17 protein-coding genes are annotated in these 15872 nt (G+C 40.6%); 10 read left to right on the top strand and 7 right to left on the bottom strand.

Annotated elements, in window-relative coordinates:
* Both F3G86_RS07875 and mscL read right to left on the bottom strand, forming a co-directional pair.
* The coding region (locus tag F3G86_RS07875) for a Crp/Fnr family transcriptional regulator (RefSeq protein WP_149723625.1) at positions 1-503 on the bottom strand (503 nt) is incomplete at its 3' end.
* Positions 504-601: 98 nt separating this feature from the next.
* Entirely contained in the window at positions 602-1009 is a 408-nt protein-coding gene (mscL, locus tag F3G86_RS07870; protein ID WP_103590823.1) for a large-conductance mechanosensitive channel protein MscL, read from the bottom strand.
* A 146-nt stretch (positions 1010-1155) separates the two neighbouring features.
* Between mscL and gltX the strand changes: the two genes are divergently transcribed.
* Genes gltX through F3G86_RS07855 form a run of 3 tightly spaced genes read left to right on the top strand, consistent with a single transcriptional unit; the run spans position 1156 to position 4368 of the window.
* On the top strand, positions 1156-2451 hold the full coding sequence (gene gltX, locus F3G86_RS07865) for a glutamate--tRNA ligase (RefSeq protein ID WP_103643269.1): 1296 nt from the start codon (positions 1156-1158) through the stop codon (positions 2449-2451).
* Between the two features lie 8 nt (positions 2452-2459).
* Positions 2460-2753 (top strand): YggT family protein, encoded by a 294-nt coding sequence (locus tag F3G86_RS07860; protein ID WP_021084756.1) that lies wholly within the window; start codon positions 2460-2462, stop codon positions 2751-2753.
* Positions 2731-4368: a lytic transglycosylase domain-containing protein gene (locus F3G86_RS07855; protein ID WP_149723551.1), complete on the top strand. Its 1638-nt coding sequence runs from the start codon at positions 2731-2733 to the stop codon at positions 4366-4368. The genes F3G86_RS07860 and F3G86_RS07855 overlap by 23 nt, the downstream gene beginning before the upstream one ends.
* Here F3G86_RS07855 and F3G86_RS07850 read toward each other — a convergent pair.
* Complete coding sequence (locus tag F3G86_RS07850; protein ID WP_035145228.1) at positions 4289-4768, bottom strand: hypothetical protein; 480 nt, start codon at positions 4766-4768, stop codon at positions 4289-4291. The two genes, F3G86_RS07855 and F3G86_RS07850, sit on opposite strands and share 80 nt — an antisense overlap.
* 121 nt (positions 4769-4889) lie before the next feature.
* Here F3G86_RS07850 and mobB point away from each other — a divergent pair, with 121 nt between their 5' ends.
* From mobB to F3G86_RS07825, 5 genes are read left to right on the top strand one after another with little or no spacing between them, the layout of a single operon-like run.
* Positions 4890-5369, top strand: coding sequence for a molybdopterin-guanine dinucleotide biosynthesis protein B (gene mobB / locus F3G86_RS07845; protein ID WP_021092954.1), 480 nt, complete (start codon positions 4890-4892; stop codon positions 5367-5369).
* On the top strand, positions 5369-6232 hold the full coding sequence (locus F3G86_RS07840; protein WP_262974880.1) for a class 1 fructose-bisphosphatase: 864 nt from the start codon (positions 5369-5371) through the stop codon (positions 6230-6232). The genes mobB and F3G86_RS07840 overlap by 1 nt, the downstream gene beginning before the upstream one ends.
* Positions 6232-6450, top strand: coding sequence for a hypothetical protein (locus tag F3G86_RS07835; protein ID WP_002940116.1), 219 nt, complete (start codon positions 6232-6234; stop codon positions 6448-6450). Before F3G86_RS07840 ends, F3G86_RS07835 begins: the two co-directional genes overlap by 1 nt.
* A 15-nt stretch (positions 6451-6465) precedes the next feature.
* A complete protein-coding gene (gene metG, locus F3G86_RS07830) occupies positions 6466-8400 on the top strand; it encodes a methionine--tRNA ligase (protein ID WP_149723549.1) in 1935 nt (644 codons plus the stop codon).
* Positions 8401-9378 carry a ferrochelatase gene (locus tag F3G86_RS07825; protein ID WP_149723548.1) on the top strand — a complete coding sequence of 326 codons (978 nt, stop codon included), beginning with the start codon at positions 8401-8403 and terminating at the stop codon, positions 9376-9378.
* Positions 9379-9411: 33 nt separating this feature from the next.
* On the opposite strand, the gene hcp is transcribed toward F3G86_RS07825, so the two are convergent.
* Positions 9412-10740: a hydroxylamine reductase gene (hcp, locus tag F3G86_RS07820; protein ID WP_149723547.1), complete on the bottom strand. Its 1329-nt coding sequence runs from the start codon at positions 10738-10740 to the stop codon at positions 9412-9414.
* Between the two features lie 220 nt (positions 10741-10960).
* Here hcp and F3G86_RS07815 point away from each other — a divergent pair, with 220 nt between their 5' ends.
* Positions 10961-11605, top strand: a complete 645-nt coding sequence (locus tag F3G86_RS07815) for a YajG family lipoprotein (RefSeq protein ID WP_149723546.1) — start codon at positions 10961-10963, stop codon at positions 11603-11605.
* A 56-nt stretch (positions 11606-11661) separates the two neighbouring features.
* Here the strand turns inward: F3G86_RS07815 and queC are convergent, their stop codons facing one another.
* Positions 11662-12360, bottom strand: a complete 699-nt coding sequence (gene queC / locus F3G86_RS07810; RefSeq protein ID WP_149723545.1) for a 7-cyano-7-deazaguanine synthase QueC — start codon at positions 12358-12360, stop codon at positions 11662-11664.
* A 24-nt stretch (positions 12361-12384) separates the two neighbouring features.
* Between queC and ybeY the strand changes: the two genes are divergently transcribed.
* Positions 12385-12822 carry an rRNA maturation RNase YbeY gene (ybeY, locus tag F3G86_RS07805; RefSeq protein WP_149723544.1) on the top strand — a complete coding sequence of 146 codons (438 nt, stop codon included), beginning with the start codon at positions 12385-12387 and terminating at the stop codon, positions 12820-12822.
* A gap of 13 nt (positions 12823-12835) precedes the next feature.
* Here the strand turns inward: ybeY and F3G86_RS07800 are convergent, their stop codons facing one another.
* Both F3G86_RS07800 and F3G86_RS07795 read right to left on the bottom strand, forming a co-directional pair.
* On the bottom strand, positions 12836-13390 hold the full coding sequence (locus F3G86_RS07800; protein ID WP_103569855.1) for a DUF1523 family protein: 555 nt from the start codon (positions 13388-13390) through the stop codon (positions 12836-12838).
* A 71-nt stretch (positions 13391-13461) separates the two neighbouring features.
* A complete protein-coding gene (locus F3G86_RS07795) occupies positions 13462-15693 on the bottom strand; it encodes a nitric-oxide reductase large subunit (RefSeq protein WP_149723543.1) in 2232 nt (743 codons plus the stop codon).
* Between the last annotated feature and the right edge of the window lie 179 nt (positions 15694-15872).

Below are 15872 nucleotides of genomic sequence, written 5' to 3'. Positions count from 1 at the left end.
GATGAAATTTTTGTATGTTTTAGTTCATTAAATAGATCTTCATGATTTAAAATGAACCTAGCCACCTTCTCTTCGGAGCTAAGTATTAGTTCTTGGTGGAGTAAATTTGTTGTTATTCTTATCTTTTGAGCCATTGATTTTAGAAATTTCATGCAAATTTCTGGCTTTGTCAAAAATTGTGTTTCAAATTTTTCATAATTTATCTTTAAAACTTCACCAGAGATAGTAAAAATGGCGCTTGCTGGATAAGGTATATTTTCAAAATTTACAACTTCAGCTACAAAATTCATAGGTGCAAGCTGATGGATAAAAATTTCCTTGCCATTTGCCGTAGTTTTATAAAGTTTAACCGAGCCAGTTATCAAAAATGTAAGCCACTTTGGCTCCTCGCCCTCTATAAATAAAAACTCGCCTTTTTTGTATTTTTTAACAACACTGATTGCTTCAAGTTTGGCTAGGTCATCGGCACTAAGACCTTGAAAAAATGGGATTTGTTTTATCATATTTCACTCGCTTTTAAGATAAAAAAGCATTTTAGCATAAAAAATAGGACAAAATTTAACGGATTTCAAAGGGAGCTTTCTCCCTTTGATTTAAGAATTTATTTTTTAAGAAGATCTCTGATCTCAGTTAGAAGTGCTATATCAGCAGGAGTTTCAGGCTCTGCAGGAGCTGCCTCTTCTTCTTTTGGTAGTTTATTTTTAAGTGTATTTAAAGCTTTGATGACGCAAAAAATACAAAACGCAATGATTAAAAAATCAACCATTGTTTGTATAAATGAGCCATAGTTTATCGTAACAGCTGGCGCACCTTCTGCTGCTTCTTTTAATGTTAGCTTAAGATCAGTGAAATTTACACCGCCTGTTATAACACCAACCACTGGCATGATAATATCACCAACTAGCGATGAAACGATCTTTCCAAATGCCCCACCGATAACAACACCAACTGCCATATCTATGACATTTCCGCGCATCGCAAATTCTTTAAATTCGCTGATCAAACTCATTCTTTCTCCTATAAATAGTTAAATTTTCGTGCGGATTTTATAAAAAATATGCTTTGCTTAGCCTAAAAATTTAAAATTACATAACTTTAAATTTATCAAGCGAGTGTTATAATCCAAACTTCAAATTTAACGTAAGGAATGAGCTTATGTATCGTTTTGCACCCTCTCCAACAGGAGATATGCACATAGGAAATTTACGTGCTGCTATTTTCAACTATATTTGTTCTTTGCAAGATAAAAGTGGCTTTATTTTACGCATAGAAGATACCGACAAAGAGCGAAATATCGAGGGAAAAGAGAAAGATATCTTAGAAATTTTGAGCAAATTTGGCATAAAACCAGAACAAATTTACATCCAAAGTGAAAATTTAAAATTCCACAGACAGCTTGCATCAAAGCTTCTCATCGATAAAAAAGCCTTTGCCTGCTTTTGCACCGAAGAAGAGCTCGAAGCAAAAAAACAAAAAGCAAAAGAGCAAGGCGTGGCATATAGATATGACGGCACCTGCGAGAGACTAAGCGACGCTGAAGTTTTAAACTGCGAGAAGCCATTTGTCATCCGCATGAAAAAACCAACACGCACGATGAGCTTTACAGATGCGATCAAAGGCGAGCTAAGCTTTGAACCAGACGCCGTTGATAGCTTTGTCATCATGAGAGCGGACAAAACTCCGACTTATAACTTCGCCTGCGCGGTTGATGATATGCTTGAGGGCGTGACCTTTGTCATACGCGGCGAGGATCACGTGAGCAACACACCAAAGCAAGACCTCATACGCGAGGGTCTTGGCTACACTGGCAAGATGAACTACGCGCATTTACCTATCCTTTTAAATATAGAGGGCAAAAAAATGAGCAAACGCGAGAACGAATCAAGCGTAAAATGGCTCTTTGAGCAGGGATTTTTACCTGAGGCGATCGCAAACTATCTGATACTTCTTGGCAACAAAACTCCAACTGAAATTTTTACGATAGAAGATGCAGTGAAGTGGTTTGATATAACTAAAATTTCACGCTCACCTGCTAGATTTGACGTGAAAAAGCTTGAGCAGATAAATAGAGAACACATAAAGCTTGCTTCAAAAGAGCGCATAAAGGAGATCTTTGGCGTGGATGATAGCAAGGTTGAGCTAGTTAAATTTTATACTCAAGAAAGCTCTCTAGTGCCTGAGATAAAGGCAAAAGTAGAGGCTATATACTCACCAAAAATAGCTCCAGACGAGTATAAAAACGAATTTGAGATCATCAAAAAAGCAGCTCGTAATTTAAAACCGTGCGAGAGCTTTGATGAGTTTAAAAAAGAGCTTATGAGCGCTACAAATTTAAAAGGCAAAAACTTTTTCATGCCGCTACGTGCGCTTCTTACAAACGACCTTCACGGCCCTGAGCTAAGCGAGCTCTATCCACTGATCAAAGATGATCTAGGCAAAATTTTAATCTAGGAGCAAAAATGATACTTTCCACCCTATTTTCAGCGGTCGCAAACATTTTGCACCTTATCATCACGGTATATACGTGGATCGTCATCGCAGCGGCTCTCATTAGCTGGGTCAAGCCTGATCCTAGCTCGCCAGTCGTGCAGCTACTTTATAGGCTGACTGATCCTGTTTATAGCTTCATCAGACGCTACATCAAAACAGAATTTAACGGCATCGACTTTGCCCCGCTCATCGTGCTTTTAGCACTTCAACTCATAGATCAATTTTTAATAAGGCTTTTATTTGTTTTTGCTGCGTCACTTTAGTATCCTCTCTTTAGCCTGCGTTGCTCTTTTAGCTAAAATTTACACCTACGAGGAGCTAAAAAACGAGCCAAAAAGCCTTGCAAAAGACTACTACATAAACCGCCTTATAAACGAGGGTAGCTACACAAAGGAGCAGATAGCAGAGCTTTCACGCGACGTTTTTAGAAAAAGCGGCTTAGTTCAAAAATCAATCAATAAAATTTTACCTCCCAAAGCAGCCCCTAGCAAATGCCCTGGCATAAGCGCAAGCAACATCACAAGTGCTAGCTTGGCTTGCCAAAATTTACTAACAACGATGAGCTTTTCTCTAAAACTTGATAGCAAAACTCGTGAAATTTTAGCGGCAAATCTTGCAAATACAAATTCAGAAAAAGCTAGAATTTTACGCACTTTAAACGAGCCAAACCCGGCTCTTAGCTTTGCAAATGCAAATGATACAAAGAGCTTTTTAGAGCTTTTTAACGCTTCAAGTCCGCAAAGCAAAAGTGCTCTTTTTAGCGTAAATTTTGAAGCAAATTTTATGAACAAGCTCTACATGCAAAAGGGCTTTACAAATTTACTAAACGATGTAGTCTTTAATAAAAAATATGAAAGCTTTAGAAGAAATTTACTTAGCATAGATCCAGCTGTAACTGAAAAAAGTGACGCATTTACACTTGGACTAAACGCCATCTTGCTTGGTCAAAATGACGTTGCATTTAGCTTTTTCACAAGAGCTAAAAATACCTTTGATAGGGCTTGGCAAAGGGACAATGCCACATTTTGGCAGTATGAGCTAAGCGGCGATGAGAGTTTTTTAAAAGAGCTAAGCTCTAGTAAAGATGCAAATATCTACTCACTTTACGCAAGAGATTTGGTCGGTGGCGAACCGCTTGAAGTGATCGTACCAAGACCTAGCAAGCAAAATATCGAAAATTTTGATGTGAGCGATCCGTTTTTATGGAACAAAACCGCTGCCCTTGCAAAGGATATGAACGCCACGCAGGCAAGCGAATTTGCAATGAGATTTTACACAAACGAGAGCATCGGCGCATACGCATACTTCATGCAAAAGGCGCACGGCTGGGAGAAGCAGTACTTTTTGATGCCAAGCTCACCAGAGCTTGAGGGCATCAGCACTGAGCGAAAGTCGATGATCTACGCACTAGCAAGGCAAGAGAGCCTCTTTATCCCAAGCGTCGTTTCTACCTCTTACGCCCTTGGCATGATGCAGTTTATGCCATTTCTTGCAAATGCGATCGGCAAAAAAGAGCTAAAAATTCCAAATTTTGACCAAGACGATCTTTTTAAAACTGATGTTGCATTTAAATTTGCAAATCACCACCTAAACTACCTTGATAAATTTCTTTATCATCCACTCTTTACCGCATACGCGTATAACGGTGGTATCGGTTTTACCAAAAAGGTCATCACAAGAGATGATATGTTTAAAGAGGGAAAATTTGAGCCGTTTTTATCGATCGAGCTAGTCCCAGTGGCTGAGACTAGAAACTACGGCAAGAAGGTGCTTGCAAACTATGTGATCTATATGGCGCTTAATGGTTCCAGTATAAAGATTTCGCAACTTTTCGAAAATTTAACAAAACCGGCTTTGACTGATAAATTTCGAAACTAAGCGCGAGATCGTCACTTTGCTTACTTGGTGCGGTCACTTCGTAATAGACCGCCCAAGGCATAGAAAATCCAGCAAATTTAAGCATCTCGTCACTTTCATCAAGCAGCCTTGCATTTGTGGCATTTGAGTCGCCATTTACCTTTATATTGCTCAAATTTTGCGCATGCTCTTTTGGGTTTATGGCTACTAAAAAGTGCTCTTTACTCTCGTCTAAATTTGAGTTATATATTGGATTTAGATAGGTTGCGATTATAAGCGTTCTATCGGTGCCATCGATGATCTCACTCTTGCTTGTGTAGGCTAAAAGCTCATTTTTTAGTGGCTCATGCACGATCACTTTTTGATCGGCGCAGCCAAATATCATCAAAATAAATATAAAAAATAGTGTAAATTTTCTCATAAAAAACTCTTAAAATATTAAATTTTCTCGCATTTTAGCATTTTATTTTTTAAATTTCACTCATAAATTTTAAAGCCAATATGAGCTATAATCGCAAGAAATTTTAACGAAAAAGGCTCTTATGAAAAGACTTGCCATTGCTTTTTCTGGCCCTTCAAATAGCGGAAAAACGACGCTTATCTTAAAAGTCGCAAAAAAATTTATAGATGATGGGCTAAAGGTCGTTGTAGTCAAGCACGACCCAGGCGACAAGGCCAAATTTGACGTTGAAGGCAAGGATAGCTTTAAATTTTCTCAGGCAGGAGCTGACGTAGTCGTGATGAGTCCGACTAGAACGACTTACTTTTCACAAAGCTCGCAAGGCATAGACGAGGTCATAAGGATGATCGGTGAGTTTGATATGCTCTTAGTCGAGGGGCTAAAGACACTGCCACTGCCAAGACTAAGCGTCTTTAGAGGCGAGATCGATGAAGCTTATCTTAGCTTTTCAGATGCGATCGCCACTTATAAAAAGCAGATCCCCTACGAGATCACAAATCTAAATTTAGACGATATAGACGCCATTTGTGCGTGGATAATCAAAAATGCAAAGGCTGTATAATGCAAGAACTAAACCAAATTTTTAACACCGTTAAAGATATCGCAAAAGAGATAAGCGAGGTCATAAAATATGCCGATCTTGGCTATACAACTCACGAAAACGCAACTGGCGACACCCAGCTAAAGCTTGACGTTAAAAGTGACGAGATCATCACGGCTAAATTTAAGCAGCTTTCATGCGTAAAAGCGCTAATTAGCGAAGAGAAAGAGGACGAGCTTGAGATAAATAAAAACGCTAAATTTATAATCGCTTATGATCCGCTTGATGGCTCAAGCTTAGTTGATGTAAATTTTGCTGTTGGCTCGATCTTTGGCATATACGAAGACGAGGTAAAACCAGAAAATTTAATAGCCGCAGCTTACAGCATATATGGTCCAAGACTTGAGCTAGTGATTGCTGAGAAAAAGGGCGCTTTGCCTAAATTTTATAGGCTTGGCAAAGATGGCGAGTTTAAATTTGTAAAAGAGCTTGAGCTAAAAGAAAAAGGCAAGCTAAACGCCACGGGAGCTACGCAAAAAGGCTGGAGCCAAACTCATAGAAACTTCATAAACGAGCTATTTAACGAGGGCTACAGGCTAAGATACTCAGGTGCGATGGTGAGCGACTTGCATCAAATTTTACTAAAAGGCGGCGGTCTTTTTAGCTACCCAGCAACAAGCGATCATCCAAATGGCAAGCTAAGGGTTGTCTTTGAAGTGTTGCCATTTGCCTTTATATATGAAAACGCAAAGGGCGCAACGACAGATGGCAAAAATCAAACACTTTTTGATATAAAAATAGAAAAAATTCACCAAACAACGCCATGCTTCTTTGGCTCACGTGATGAAATTTCTCTTTTGCATAAATTTTACGAGCAAAAATAATGCAAGAAGCACAAGCAAACGAGCCACTTGACGCATTTGAGCTAGCCCTAAAGCAAAAGGCAAAGATCATGCAAGAGTGCCAAGAGCAAAAAGGTCGCAAAAGCTGTTTTAACTGCGAGGCATTTTTTGACTGCGAGACGAGGATAGAGTATGTAAATAGCTGCTACAACTCGATGTCAAAAGGCAACACCGGCAGTGACGGCGGATTTGATTTTTAAATTTAAAGGAAAAATATGAAAGAAAAAGCTTATATAACCACTCCGATTTATTACGTAAATGACGTGCCACACATCGGCCACGCCTACACGACTATCATCGCTGACACACTTGCTAGATTTAACCGTTTGCAAGGCAAAGAGACCTACTTCATGACTGGCACAGATGAGCATGGTCAAAAGATCGAGCAAGCAGCTCGCGCTAGAGGCAAAACGCCAAAAGAGTACGCTGATGAGATCAGTGCGAAATTTAGATCGCTTTGGGACGAATTTGAGATAAGCTACGACCACTTCATAAGGACGACCGACGAAGAGCACAAGCAAACCGTGCAAAATGTCTTTGAAAAGATGCAAGCAAATGGCGATATATACAAAGGCGAGTACGAGGGCTTTTACTGCGTTAGCTGCGAGACATTTTTTAACCAAAGAGACCTACTTGAGGACAACCGCTGTCCAGACTGCGGCCGCGTGACATCTTTGGTTAAAGAAGAGAGCTACTTTTTCAAGCTTTCAAAATACGAAGACGCACTTTTAAAATGGTATGAAAACGACGAGCTTTGCGTCATCCCAAAGGGTAAGAAAAACGAGGTCGTAAGCTTTGTAAAAGGTGGGCTAAAAGATCTATCTGTGACAAGAACGAGCTTTGACTGGGGCATAAAGCTACCAAAGAGCGCAAACGACGACAAGCACGTTATGTATGTCTGGCTTGACGCACTCATAAACTACTTAACAACACTAGGATACTCAAGAGATAACGCTAGAATGGACTTTTGGCCGCACACCACACACATCGTTGGCAAAGACATTTTGCGTTTTCACGCAGTTTATTGGCCGGCATTTTTGATGAGCCTTGGCTTGCCACTACCAAAACACGTCGCAGCGCACGGCTGGTGGACGATAGATGGCGAAAAGATGAGCAAAAGCAAGGGCAACGTCATCAACCCAAGAGAGGTCGCAAACGCTTATGGACTTGAAAATTTCAGATACTTTTTGCTTAGAGAGGTGCCGTTTGGACAAGATGGAGACTACAGCCAAAAGGCCTTGATCGAGCGCATAAACTCAGAGCTTGGCAACGGACTTGGCAACTTGCTAAGCCGCATCGTAGGCATGAGCGCAAAGTATAGCGACTACAAGATCGACTCAAAAGACGTGGTCAAATTTCACAAAGCCGAGCTTGATGAGGCGAAGGGCTACCTTGATGAGGCAATTAAAAATTTAGAAAATTTAGCGACAAACCGCTATTTAGAGGATCTTTGGAAGGTCGTAACGCTTGCAAACGCAGCCGTTGCGAAGTATGAGCCATGGTCGCTTGTAAAAGCTGGCAAAAGTGACGAAGCAAACGCACTTGTGGCACTTTGTGCAAATTTACTTGCAAAAGTGGCGATACTGCTTAGCCCAGCTATGCCAAAAACTTGCGCTAAGATAGCTGATACGCTTGGCTTTAGCATAGATACGGCCTCTTATGAAAGCCTTGTCTTAAAAAATGAAATTTCAAATTTTGCGGCAAAAGCTACTGAGCCACTCTTCCCAAGGATAGAAAAAGAGCTAATGGGCGAGGCTAGCAAGCCAAAAGATGAAGCAAAAGTAGAGGCAAAAGCTGAGCCAAAAGAGGAGAAAAAAGAAGAAGGTATCATTAGCATCGATGACTTTGCCAAAATTGTGATAAAAGTAGGCGAAGTGCTCGAGTGCGAGAAAGTTGAGGGCAGTGAGAAGCTGCTTAAATTTAAGATAGACCTTGGCGAGGAGCAGCCACGTCAAATTTTATCAGGCATCGCCAAATACTACGAGCCTAGCTCGCTTGTGGGCAAGCAAGTTTGCGTTTTAGCAAATTTAAAAGAGCGAACGATGATGAAAAAATATGTCTCACAAGGCATGATCCTAAGCGCATCAGACGGCTCGCTAACGCTTCTTGGCACGCAGGGCAAGGTCAAAAACGGCGCGATCGTTGGCTAAATGACGATAGAAAATTTAACCCACATAATAAATGGGCAAATTTTAAACAACCCAAGCATATCAAGCGTGACTAGCTTCGCGTTTGAGGCTAAAAATATAAAACGAGGCTACGCTCTCATCGCTACGCAAAGCGATCAGATCGCACCTGCTATAAAGCAAGGCGCCTACGCTATCATTAGCGAAGAGGAGATCACGCCAAGCGACGATGAGATAGCCTTTATCAAGGTAGCAAGCCTGCAAACGGCTATCATCAAGCTCATGCGCTTTGAGGCGATCCACAAAAATATCAAATTTTGCGCGGTCAATCCCTTCATAAAAGCGCTTTTAGAGAAGTCGCACCTTGAAAAAAACGCCCACGTCATACCTGAAAATTTAACCGAGCTTTTTTACAAAATTTTTCATGCAAATTTGTTTGACACATTTTTTAGCGACGATACAAGGATACTTCAAAGACTCTCACTACTTTACGAGACAGCCTGGACTGACACAAACATAAGCGTGCTAAATCCAAGCTCGATCTTTTTTACAACGCTCATTTACGATGACAAATACTATCAAAATTTATCCATCCCCCGGGTTTTTGCTGGGATGTTTTGCGGACTTCTTGGCTATCTTAAGAAAAATAATATCGGCTTTAAAGTGACAGAAAGCAGGATTTCATCGCACTTTGACCCAGTCTTTATCGACAAAGACTTTAAGCCAGTTGGTTTTGGTAGCAGTTTTAGAGCGGTGATAGCTGAAGAAGACGAGGAGTTATTTTTGACTGAAAGTATATTTCTAAGGCGAAATTTCAGCGAAAGCGAGCTTAAATTTTGCCTGCCAAAAGATAGCACACTAAAGGTTGAAAACGCCATTTTTTATGAAAATTTAGACGAGATAAAGAAGCTACAAAATTTCGTCTACGCCCTTGTGCTTTGCAAAAAAGAAGATCTGCTTGATAGCTTAAGTCAAAGCAAAGAGCAAGGCGGACTCTTTTAAATTTAGAGCCAGAGCCTAAGCCCTGGCAGTTTTTTACTCACCTAAGAAGTATTTTAGATCAGCTTGCGCGTCGCCGCTAATTGGTCTAACGTTAAATTTATCCACTAAGAAATTTATGATCTCTTCATTGAAAAATTTAGGCAAGCTTGGTCCTACGTTGATATTTTTGATACCAAGGCTAAATAGCGCTAGCAAGATGATGACCGCTTTTTGCTCCATCCACATTAGCACGATAGAAACTGGTAGGTCATTTACTGCGATGCCTGTTGCCTCGCTTAGTGCAAGAGCGATCTTAACTGCGCCGTTGCTGTCGTTGCACTGGCCAAGGTCGATGTAGCGTGGTAGCTCGGTGCCTGGGACGTTGCCAAAGTCGATGTCGTTAAATCTAAATTTACCACAGCTTGAAGTAAGTATCACGCAGTCTTTTGGAAGGCTAGCAGCTAGCTCTCTATAGTACTCACGTCCCTTGCCAGGCGCGTCACAGCCAGCGATGACGAAAAATCTGCGGATCTTGCCTGTGTTGATCGCCTCTAAAATTTGAGGGGCTAAAGTTAGGATAGTCTTGTAGTGGCCGCCAGTTACTAGGCTCTCGTCGCTATCAAAGCCGCTAACGTCGCCACAGGCTAGTGCGCACTCGATAAGTGGCGTGAAGTCGTCGTTTTCGATGTGTTTTACGCCGTTTGTACCTGCGATTGAGTAGCCAAATAGCCTGTCAGCGTATGTGCAGTTTGAGCGTAGTGGCACGATGCAGTTTGTTGTCATTAGTATCGCGCCTTTAAATTCGTTAAATAGCTTAGTTTGGTCAAACCACGCCTTGCCGACGTTGCCTTTTAGGTGGCTATACTTGCGTAGTTCTGGGTATCCGTGAGCTGGTAGCATCTCTGAGTGAGTGTAGATGTTGATGCCTTTATCTTTTGTCGCCTCAAGTAGCGCTTTTAGGGCATGCAAGTTGTGACCACTTACTAAGATCGCCTTGCCCTCGACTTTGTTTTGGCTCACTTTTACTGGTGTTGGGATGCCAAATTTAGCTGTGTGAGCTTCGCTTAATAGGTTCATCACCTCAACGCCAGCACCGCCTACTTCAAGAAGCTGTTTGATGTGCTCGTCGAAGTTGAAATTTGAGTTTGTAAGCGTAAAATAAAGCGTATCAGCCATAACGCGATCGACATTACTAGTATCAGCGCCAAGCTCGTGCGCGTGATGGCGGTATGCACTAAGGCCTTTTAAGCCAAAAACCATCGTATCTTGCAAAAGTGCTAGCGTGTCGCTCTTGCCACAGGTGCCCATAGGCTGACCCTTTGCACCGCATCCATCCTCAGCGCTCATCTCGCACTGATGGCAAAACATCTTCATATCTTTCATCTTTTCTCCTTGTGAATTTAAAAATTTAAGCGGATTTTATCCTAGATGGCTAGCTATTTTAGTTGATAGCAGTCAAGAAAAGTTAAATTTAAATTTTAGTTGTTAAATTTAAGATTTTATGATTATGGATATCAAAATATAAATTTGAAATTTAGCACAAGGAGTTAATAAAATTTACAAAAAAACGATTTACATTTAAATTTTATTTAAAAGGATGAAAATGAAAAATTTATTACTAGCGATATTTGCCGCCTTTATGCTTTGTGGCTGCGCTCCAAAGGGGATATTTGTGAGTTTGCCAGATGAGCAAGCACCTTCAAATGTTAGCAAAAAGACAAAAATTTACATCGAAAGCGTCAAGGATGTGAGAGCCTTTGAAAACGACCCAAAACAAGCCAGCACCCCATCTTTATACAAGCACAATGTAAATGAAGTTAGCGCAAAAGAGAAACAAAAATACATCGGCAGGACTAGAAGCAGCTATGGCAAGGGGCTATGGAACGTCATTTTAGAAAATAAACAAAGGACAACTAGCGTAGTAAGAGCGCGCATAGAGGACGCCTTTAGAAGTAATGGCTACCAGATTGTAAAAAATGAAAACGAAGTAGATAAGGATACGATAAGCGTCAATGCAAAGATAGAAAAACTTTGGACTTACTTAACGCTTGGTGCGGTAAAAGTCGGTCTAAATGCCGATATAAGCACCACTTTAAGCATAAATAATAAGGAGCTAAGCACGGTCGTAAAACGCAAAGAGGAGTATCTTTTGGTAAATCAAAATGACTATGCAAATATCATCAAAAGCTCTTTGGCTGAGTACAAAGAGAAACTTGCAAAACAGATAGCCGAGCTAAATTTGGAGTAAATTTTAGGCTAGCTACTAAATTTATAGTGGCTAGCTTTTAAATTTCAAGGCAAATTTCACTTTTTATAAGGAATTTTATCAACGGCATTTGCTTTTTTAAAGCCATTTAGCCTTAGCCTGCAGCTATCACAAAGCCCACACGCCTCGTCCTCGCTCTCGTAGCAGCTCCATGTTAGCTCTATTGGTGAATTAAGCTCAAGCGACTTTGAGACGATATCAGCCTTGCTTAAATTTACAAGTGGCGTTATGATCTCGCAAGAAAAATCAGCCGATGTGCCTAAATTTATCGCCTCATTTATGCTTTTTATAAAGCTCTCTTTGCAGTCAGGATACCCAGAACTATCCTCCTCGACCACACCTATGTAGATCGCCTGTGCCCCTTCTTTTTCGGCAAGCGCAGCAGCGATTGAGATAAATACGCCATTTCTAAACGGCACATAGGTGTTTGGCACGTCCTTGCTAACGCCATCTTTTCTTATCTGCATGCTAGCATCAGTTAGCGAATTTCCGCCTATTTGAGCGATGAAGCTAACATCAAGGTTTATCTTTTTAACCGCGCCCAGTTGCTCACATATCTCGTCAAACGCGCGCTTCTCTCGCCTCATCGTCCTTTGGCCATAGTCAAAATGAAGTGCAACCACATCATATCCAGCCCTTTTTGCCATCACAGCGCAAAGCGTGCTATCCATACCGCCGCTCATTATACAAACTGCTTTTTTCATATTTTGCCCTTTAAATTTGCTAAAATTATACAAAAATTTACTAAGGACAAGCCAAAAATGATACTTTGCGAAGAGAGTTATCCTGAAATTTTAGATCAAATTTGCTCATATCTAACGCCTGGTGAAGTTGAGCTAGTTTTTATCAACAAAGATGAGATGAGAGAGCTAAACAGAACTGAGCGTGGTATAGACAAAACCACCGACGTCTTAAGCTTTCCCCTTGAGCTTATCGTCCATGCCCCACTTGGCTCAATAGTCATAAACAAAGATATGGTAAAAGAAAAAGCAGCCGAGCTAAATCACAGCGAAGATGCCGAAACTGCGCTACTTTTCACACATGGCTTGCTGCATATCTTAGGCTTCGATCACGAAAAAGATGATGGGCAGATGAGAGAGAAAGAGTGCGAAGTGATAGCTAAATTTAACTTGCCAAAGAGCCTAATCGTAAGAAGCGAAGATGTTAGGCTCATTGATCTTATAAACAAAAAGGGCTGATAAAGCCCCTACATTAAAGAGCCTCTTTTTTTGTCTCTAAATTTTCAACTTTTGGCGCAAAAGCCTTGTTTATCTTTCTTATCCAGATAACAAGCGAGATAAATAAGATAAAGTAAAGTATGTAGCTAGCGATAGGCCAGCTGGTGTTTGTGCCGCTATCTTTTATAGAGATGGCGTTTCTAAACTCGTTTAGCATAGAAATTCTATATCCGTAGTATTTGATAGTGACGTTTTTATCGCTATTTGTAAAGCCTTGAGCCTTGGCTTGGATGTCGGCTGAGTTAAATTTAAAATAAAATGGAAAGCCCCACGCCGTATCTTCGTTTCTATAAGCCATAACTTTTTCAGCGTTTTTCGCATCTTTTGTGTAGATAAAATAGACATCTCTTACAGGCCCATCGGCTGGGTTTTTGGCGTCTATTATGCCATCTTTATCCATGCGTTTTACGTCGCCACCAGTTATCTGCACGCTTGCGTAGTGCGGAAATGAAAAATCAACCACAAGGGCTAAAAACAGGTGCAAAAGCACGACAAATGTAACGCAAATTCTCTTTAAAAATGTCATCATTTCTATCCTTTAAATTTGCACTATTTTATGAAAAGATAGCTTAAATAAAGGGGCAAAGCGCCCCCATAAATTTAAGCCTTTTTATTAAGCATAAATTTTAAAAGCTGAGCAAAGAAGCAGATGCCGCCGATTATTAAAATCGTATCGCCAAGCATCCTTAACCATCTTAAATTTTGCAAGTGTGACTGTTGTAAAAGCTCAGCACTTCTTGCATACCACATGCCCTGCTCCAAGCTTGCAAATGCTTGATAAATTCCTATTGGAAGTAGTGAAAGCACGATCATTAGCATAAGGCCTGCATTTAAGCCCCAAAAGCCAACTTTCATCAGATTTTCATCAAATTCTTGCCCTTTAAATAGATAAGTAGCCACAAGCCAAACAAAGCCAAGTGCCAAAAATCCATAAACACCAAATAGTGCCGTGTGTGCGTGAACTGGCGTTGTATTTAGTCCTTGGATGTAAAATAGTGAAATCGGAGGATTTATCAAAAATCCAAAGACGCCAGCACCTAGCATATTCCAAAAGGCAACTGCGATGAAGCAGTAAAGTGGCCACTTAAGCGTTTTAGCCCAGCTTTGAGCAAACTGGAGTTTGTAGTGTTCATATGCCTCAGCTCCAAGCAAGACTAAAGGTACGACCTCAAGCGCTGAAAAGCTTGCACCAATAGCCATTATAGGCGTTGTAGTGCCTGCAAAGTAGAGGTGATGGAAGGTGCCTGGGATCCCACCTATCATAAAGAGTGACGCACTTGCAAGCGTTGAAAATGTCGCAAATCTTTTTGAGACAAGACCTAAAGAAACAAAGACAAAGGCAAGTGAAGCCGTAGCAAATACCTCAAAAAAGCCCTCAACCCAAAGGTGTACAACCCACCAGCGCCAGTACTCCATCACTGGAAGCGGACTTCTTTGACCATAAAATAGTCCTGCTCCGTAAAATAAGCCAACCGCAACCGCCGACATAGCAAAGATAGCAAGTAAATTTTTATCGCCTTTGTTTTTAAACCCACCTGCAAATCCACGAAGAAGCAGAAGCATCCAGATGACAAGACCGACAAACAAAATGATCTGCCAAACACGTCCAAGATCGATATATTCATATCCTTGATGTCCAAGCCAGAAGCTTAAATTTATAGGCATGATGTTTGCGATAGCTAAATATTCGCCCACAAAACTGCCAACTACAAGGAAAAGTAGCGCGTAAAAAAGCAGATCAACACCAAGCTTTTGAAATTTTGGATCCTTGCCGCCATTTATGATAGGGGCTAAAAATAATCCAGCTGCTAAAAATCCAGTCGCTATCCAGAAGATACTAGCTTGTATATGCCACGTTCTAGCAAGCGAATAAGGGATGTAGGCTGATAAATTTATGCCATAAAATTCTTGTCCTTCGACTGTGTAGTGAGCTGTAAAGCCGCCTATTAAAATTTGAAACGCAAATAGCGCTAGCGTGACAAAGAGATACTTTTTAAGCGCCTTTTGTGATGGTGTTAAATTTAGCTTTTTAAGTGGATCTTCGCTGATAGGCTCAAGCTTTTCATCGTCTTTTTTGCCATAAAATGAGCTAAACCAAACAAGCAAGCCAATGCCAGCTAGAAGTATCACGAGGCTTGCAATCGACCAAAAGACATTCTCACTTGTTGGCACGTTATCGATTAGTGGTTCGTGCGGCCAGTTGTTTGTATAGGTTGCCTCGCTACCAGGTCTGTTTGTCGCTGTTGCCCAGGCTGACCAGAAGAAAAAGTTGTTAAGATCGGCTCTGTCGCTAGCATTTGGAAGCGTATTTTCTTTCATCGCATAAGCTTCTCTTAAAGGCTTAAATTTAGGGTCATTACCAAAAAGCGCAGCATACTCGCTAGCTACTTGACTTATTGCCTTTAGCCTATCAGCGCTTAGCACAAATTTATCGTCCTTTACGCTATTTTCTCTATACTCTTTTTTGAGCAAAACCTTTAAATTTGCTTTTTGCTCGTCATTTAGATCAGCGTATTTTAGATGATAAATTTCATCAGCTTTGATCTCTAAAAAGGCAACTAACTCTTTGTGAAGCCAGTCCGCACTCCAATCAGGCGCTTGATATGCCCCGTGTCCCCAAACAGAGCCAACTTGCATACCGCCTATGCTTTGCCAAGCCTCTTGACCTTTATAGATACTCTCTTTGTCGATTACGACCTTGCCATTTTCGTCAGTGAAATTTACAACTGGAGGCGAATTTCTATAAACCTCAACGCCATAGTAGCCTAAAATACTAAAGCAAACTACCAGCACAGCAACAAATGCGAGCCAGTATCTTTTGTATTCACGCATTGATTCTCCTTTTTTAAAATTTAGGAGAAAGTTTATCTCATTTCAAAATAGTGACTAATGACATATATCAATAAAAGGAGAATATTCATCCTATTAGTTTTATAGAAATTTACAATAATATGCATTTTTTTCACAATGTATATGCAAATTTTACATAATATTAATGTAAATAGCAGTAA

The sequence above is a fragment of the Campylobacter concisus genome (assembly GCF_902460595.1).
Lineage (GTDB): Bacteria > Campylobacterota > Campylobacteria > Campylobacterales > Campylobacteraceae > Campylobacter_A > Campylobacter_A concisus_BL.
The sequence above is the reverse complement of the archived record's forward strand: the minus strand, read 5'-3'. Positions and strand labels throughout refer to the sequence as shown.

Excerpts from the sequence above, each read along its gene's own strand:
- mscL (WP_103590823.1), bottom strand. The coding sequence starts at position 1,009 with ATGAGTTTGATCAGCGAATTTAAAGAATTTGCGATGCGCGGAAATGTC.
- gltX (WP_103643269.1), top strand. The coding sequence starts at position 1,156 with ATGTATCGTTTTGCACCCTCTCCAACAGGAGATATGCACATAGGAAAT.
- F3G86_RS07860 (WP_021084756.1), top strand. The coding sequence starts at position 2,460 with ATGATACTTTCCACCCTATTTTCAGCGGTCGCAAACATTTTGCACCTT.
- F3G86_RS07850 (WP_035145228.1), bottom strand. The coding sequence starts at position 4,768 with ATGAGAAAATTTACACTATTTTTTATATTTATTTTGATGATATTTGGC.
- mobB (WP_021092954.1), top strand. The coding sequence starts at position 4,890 with ATGAAAAGACTTGCCATTGCTTTTTCTGGCCCTTCAAATAGCGGAAAA.
- F3G86_RS07840 (WP_262974880.1), top strand. The coding sequence starts at position 5,369 with ATGCAAGAACTAAACCAAATTTTTAACACCGTTAAAGATATCGCAAAA.
- F3G86_RS07835 (WP_002940116.1), top strand. The coding sequence starts at position 6,232 with ATGCAAGAAGCACAAGCAAACGAGCCACTTGACGCATTTGAGCTAGCC.
- metG (WP_149723549.1), top strand. The coding sequence starts at position 6,466 with ATGAAAGAAAAAGCTTATATAACCACTCCGATTTATTACGTAAATGAC.
- F3G86_RS07825 (WP_149723548.1), top strand. The coding sequence starts at position 8,401 with ATGACGATAGAAAATTTAACCCACATAATAAATGGGCAAATTTTAAAC.
- hcp (WP_149723547.1), bottom strand. The coding sequence starts at position 10,740 with ATGAAAGATATGAAGATGTTTTGCCATCAGTGCGAGATGAGCGCTGAG.
- F3G86_RS07815 (WP_149723546.1), top strand. The coding sequence starts at position 10,961 with ATGAAAAATTTATTACTAGCGATATTTGCCGCCTTTATGCTTTGTGGC.
- ybeY (WP_149723544.1), top strand. The coding sequence starts at position 12,385 with ATGATACTTTGCGAAGAGAGTTATCCTGAAATTTTAGATCAAATTTGC.
- F3G86_RS07800 (WP_103569855.1), bottom strand. The coding sequence starts at position 13,390 with ATGATGACATTTTTAAAGAGAATTTGCGTTACATTTGTCGTGCTTTTG.
- F3G86_RS07795 (WP_149723543.1), bottom strand. The coding sequence starts at position 15,693 with ATGCGTGAATACAAAAGATACTGGCTCGCATTTGTTGCTGTGCTGGTA.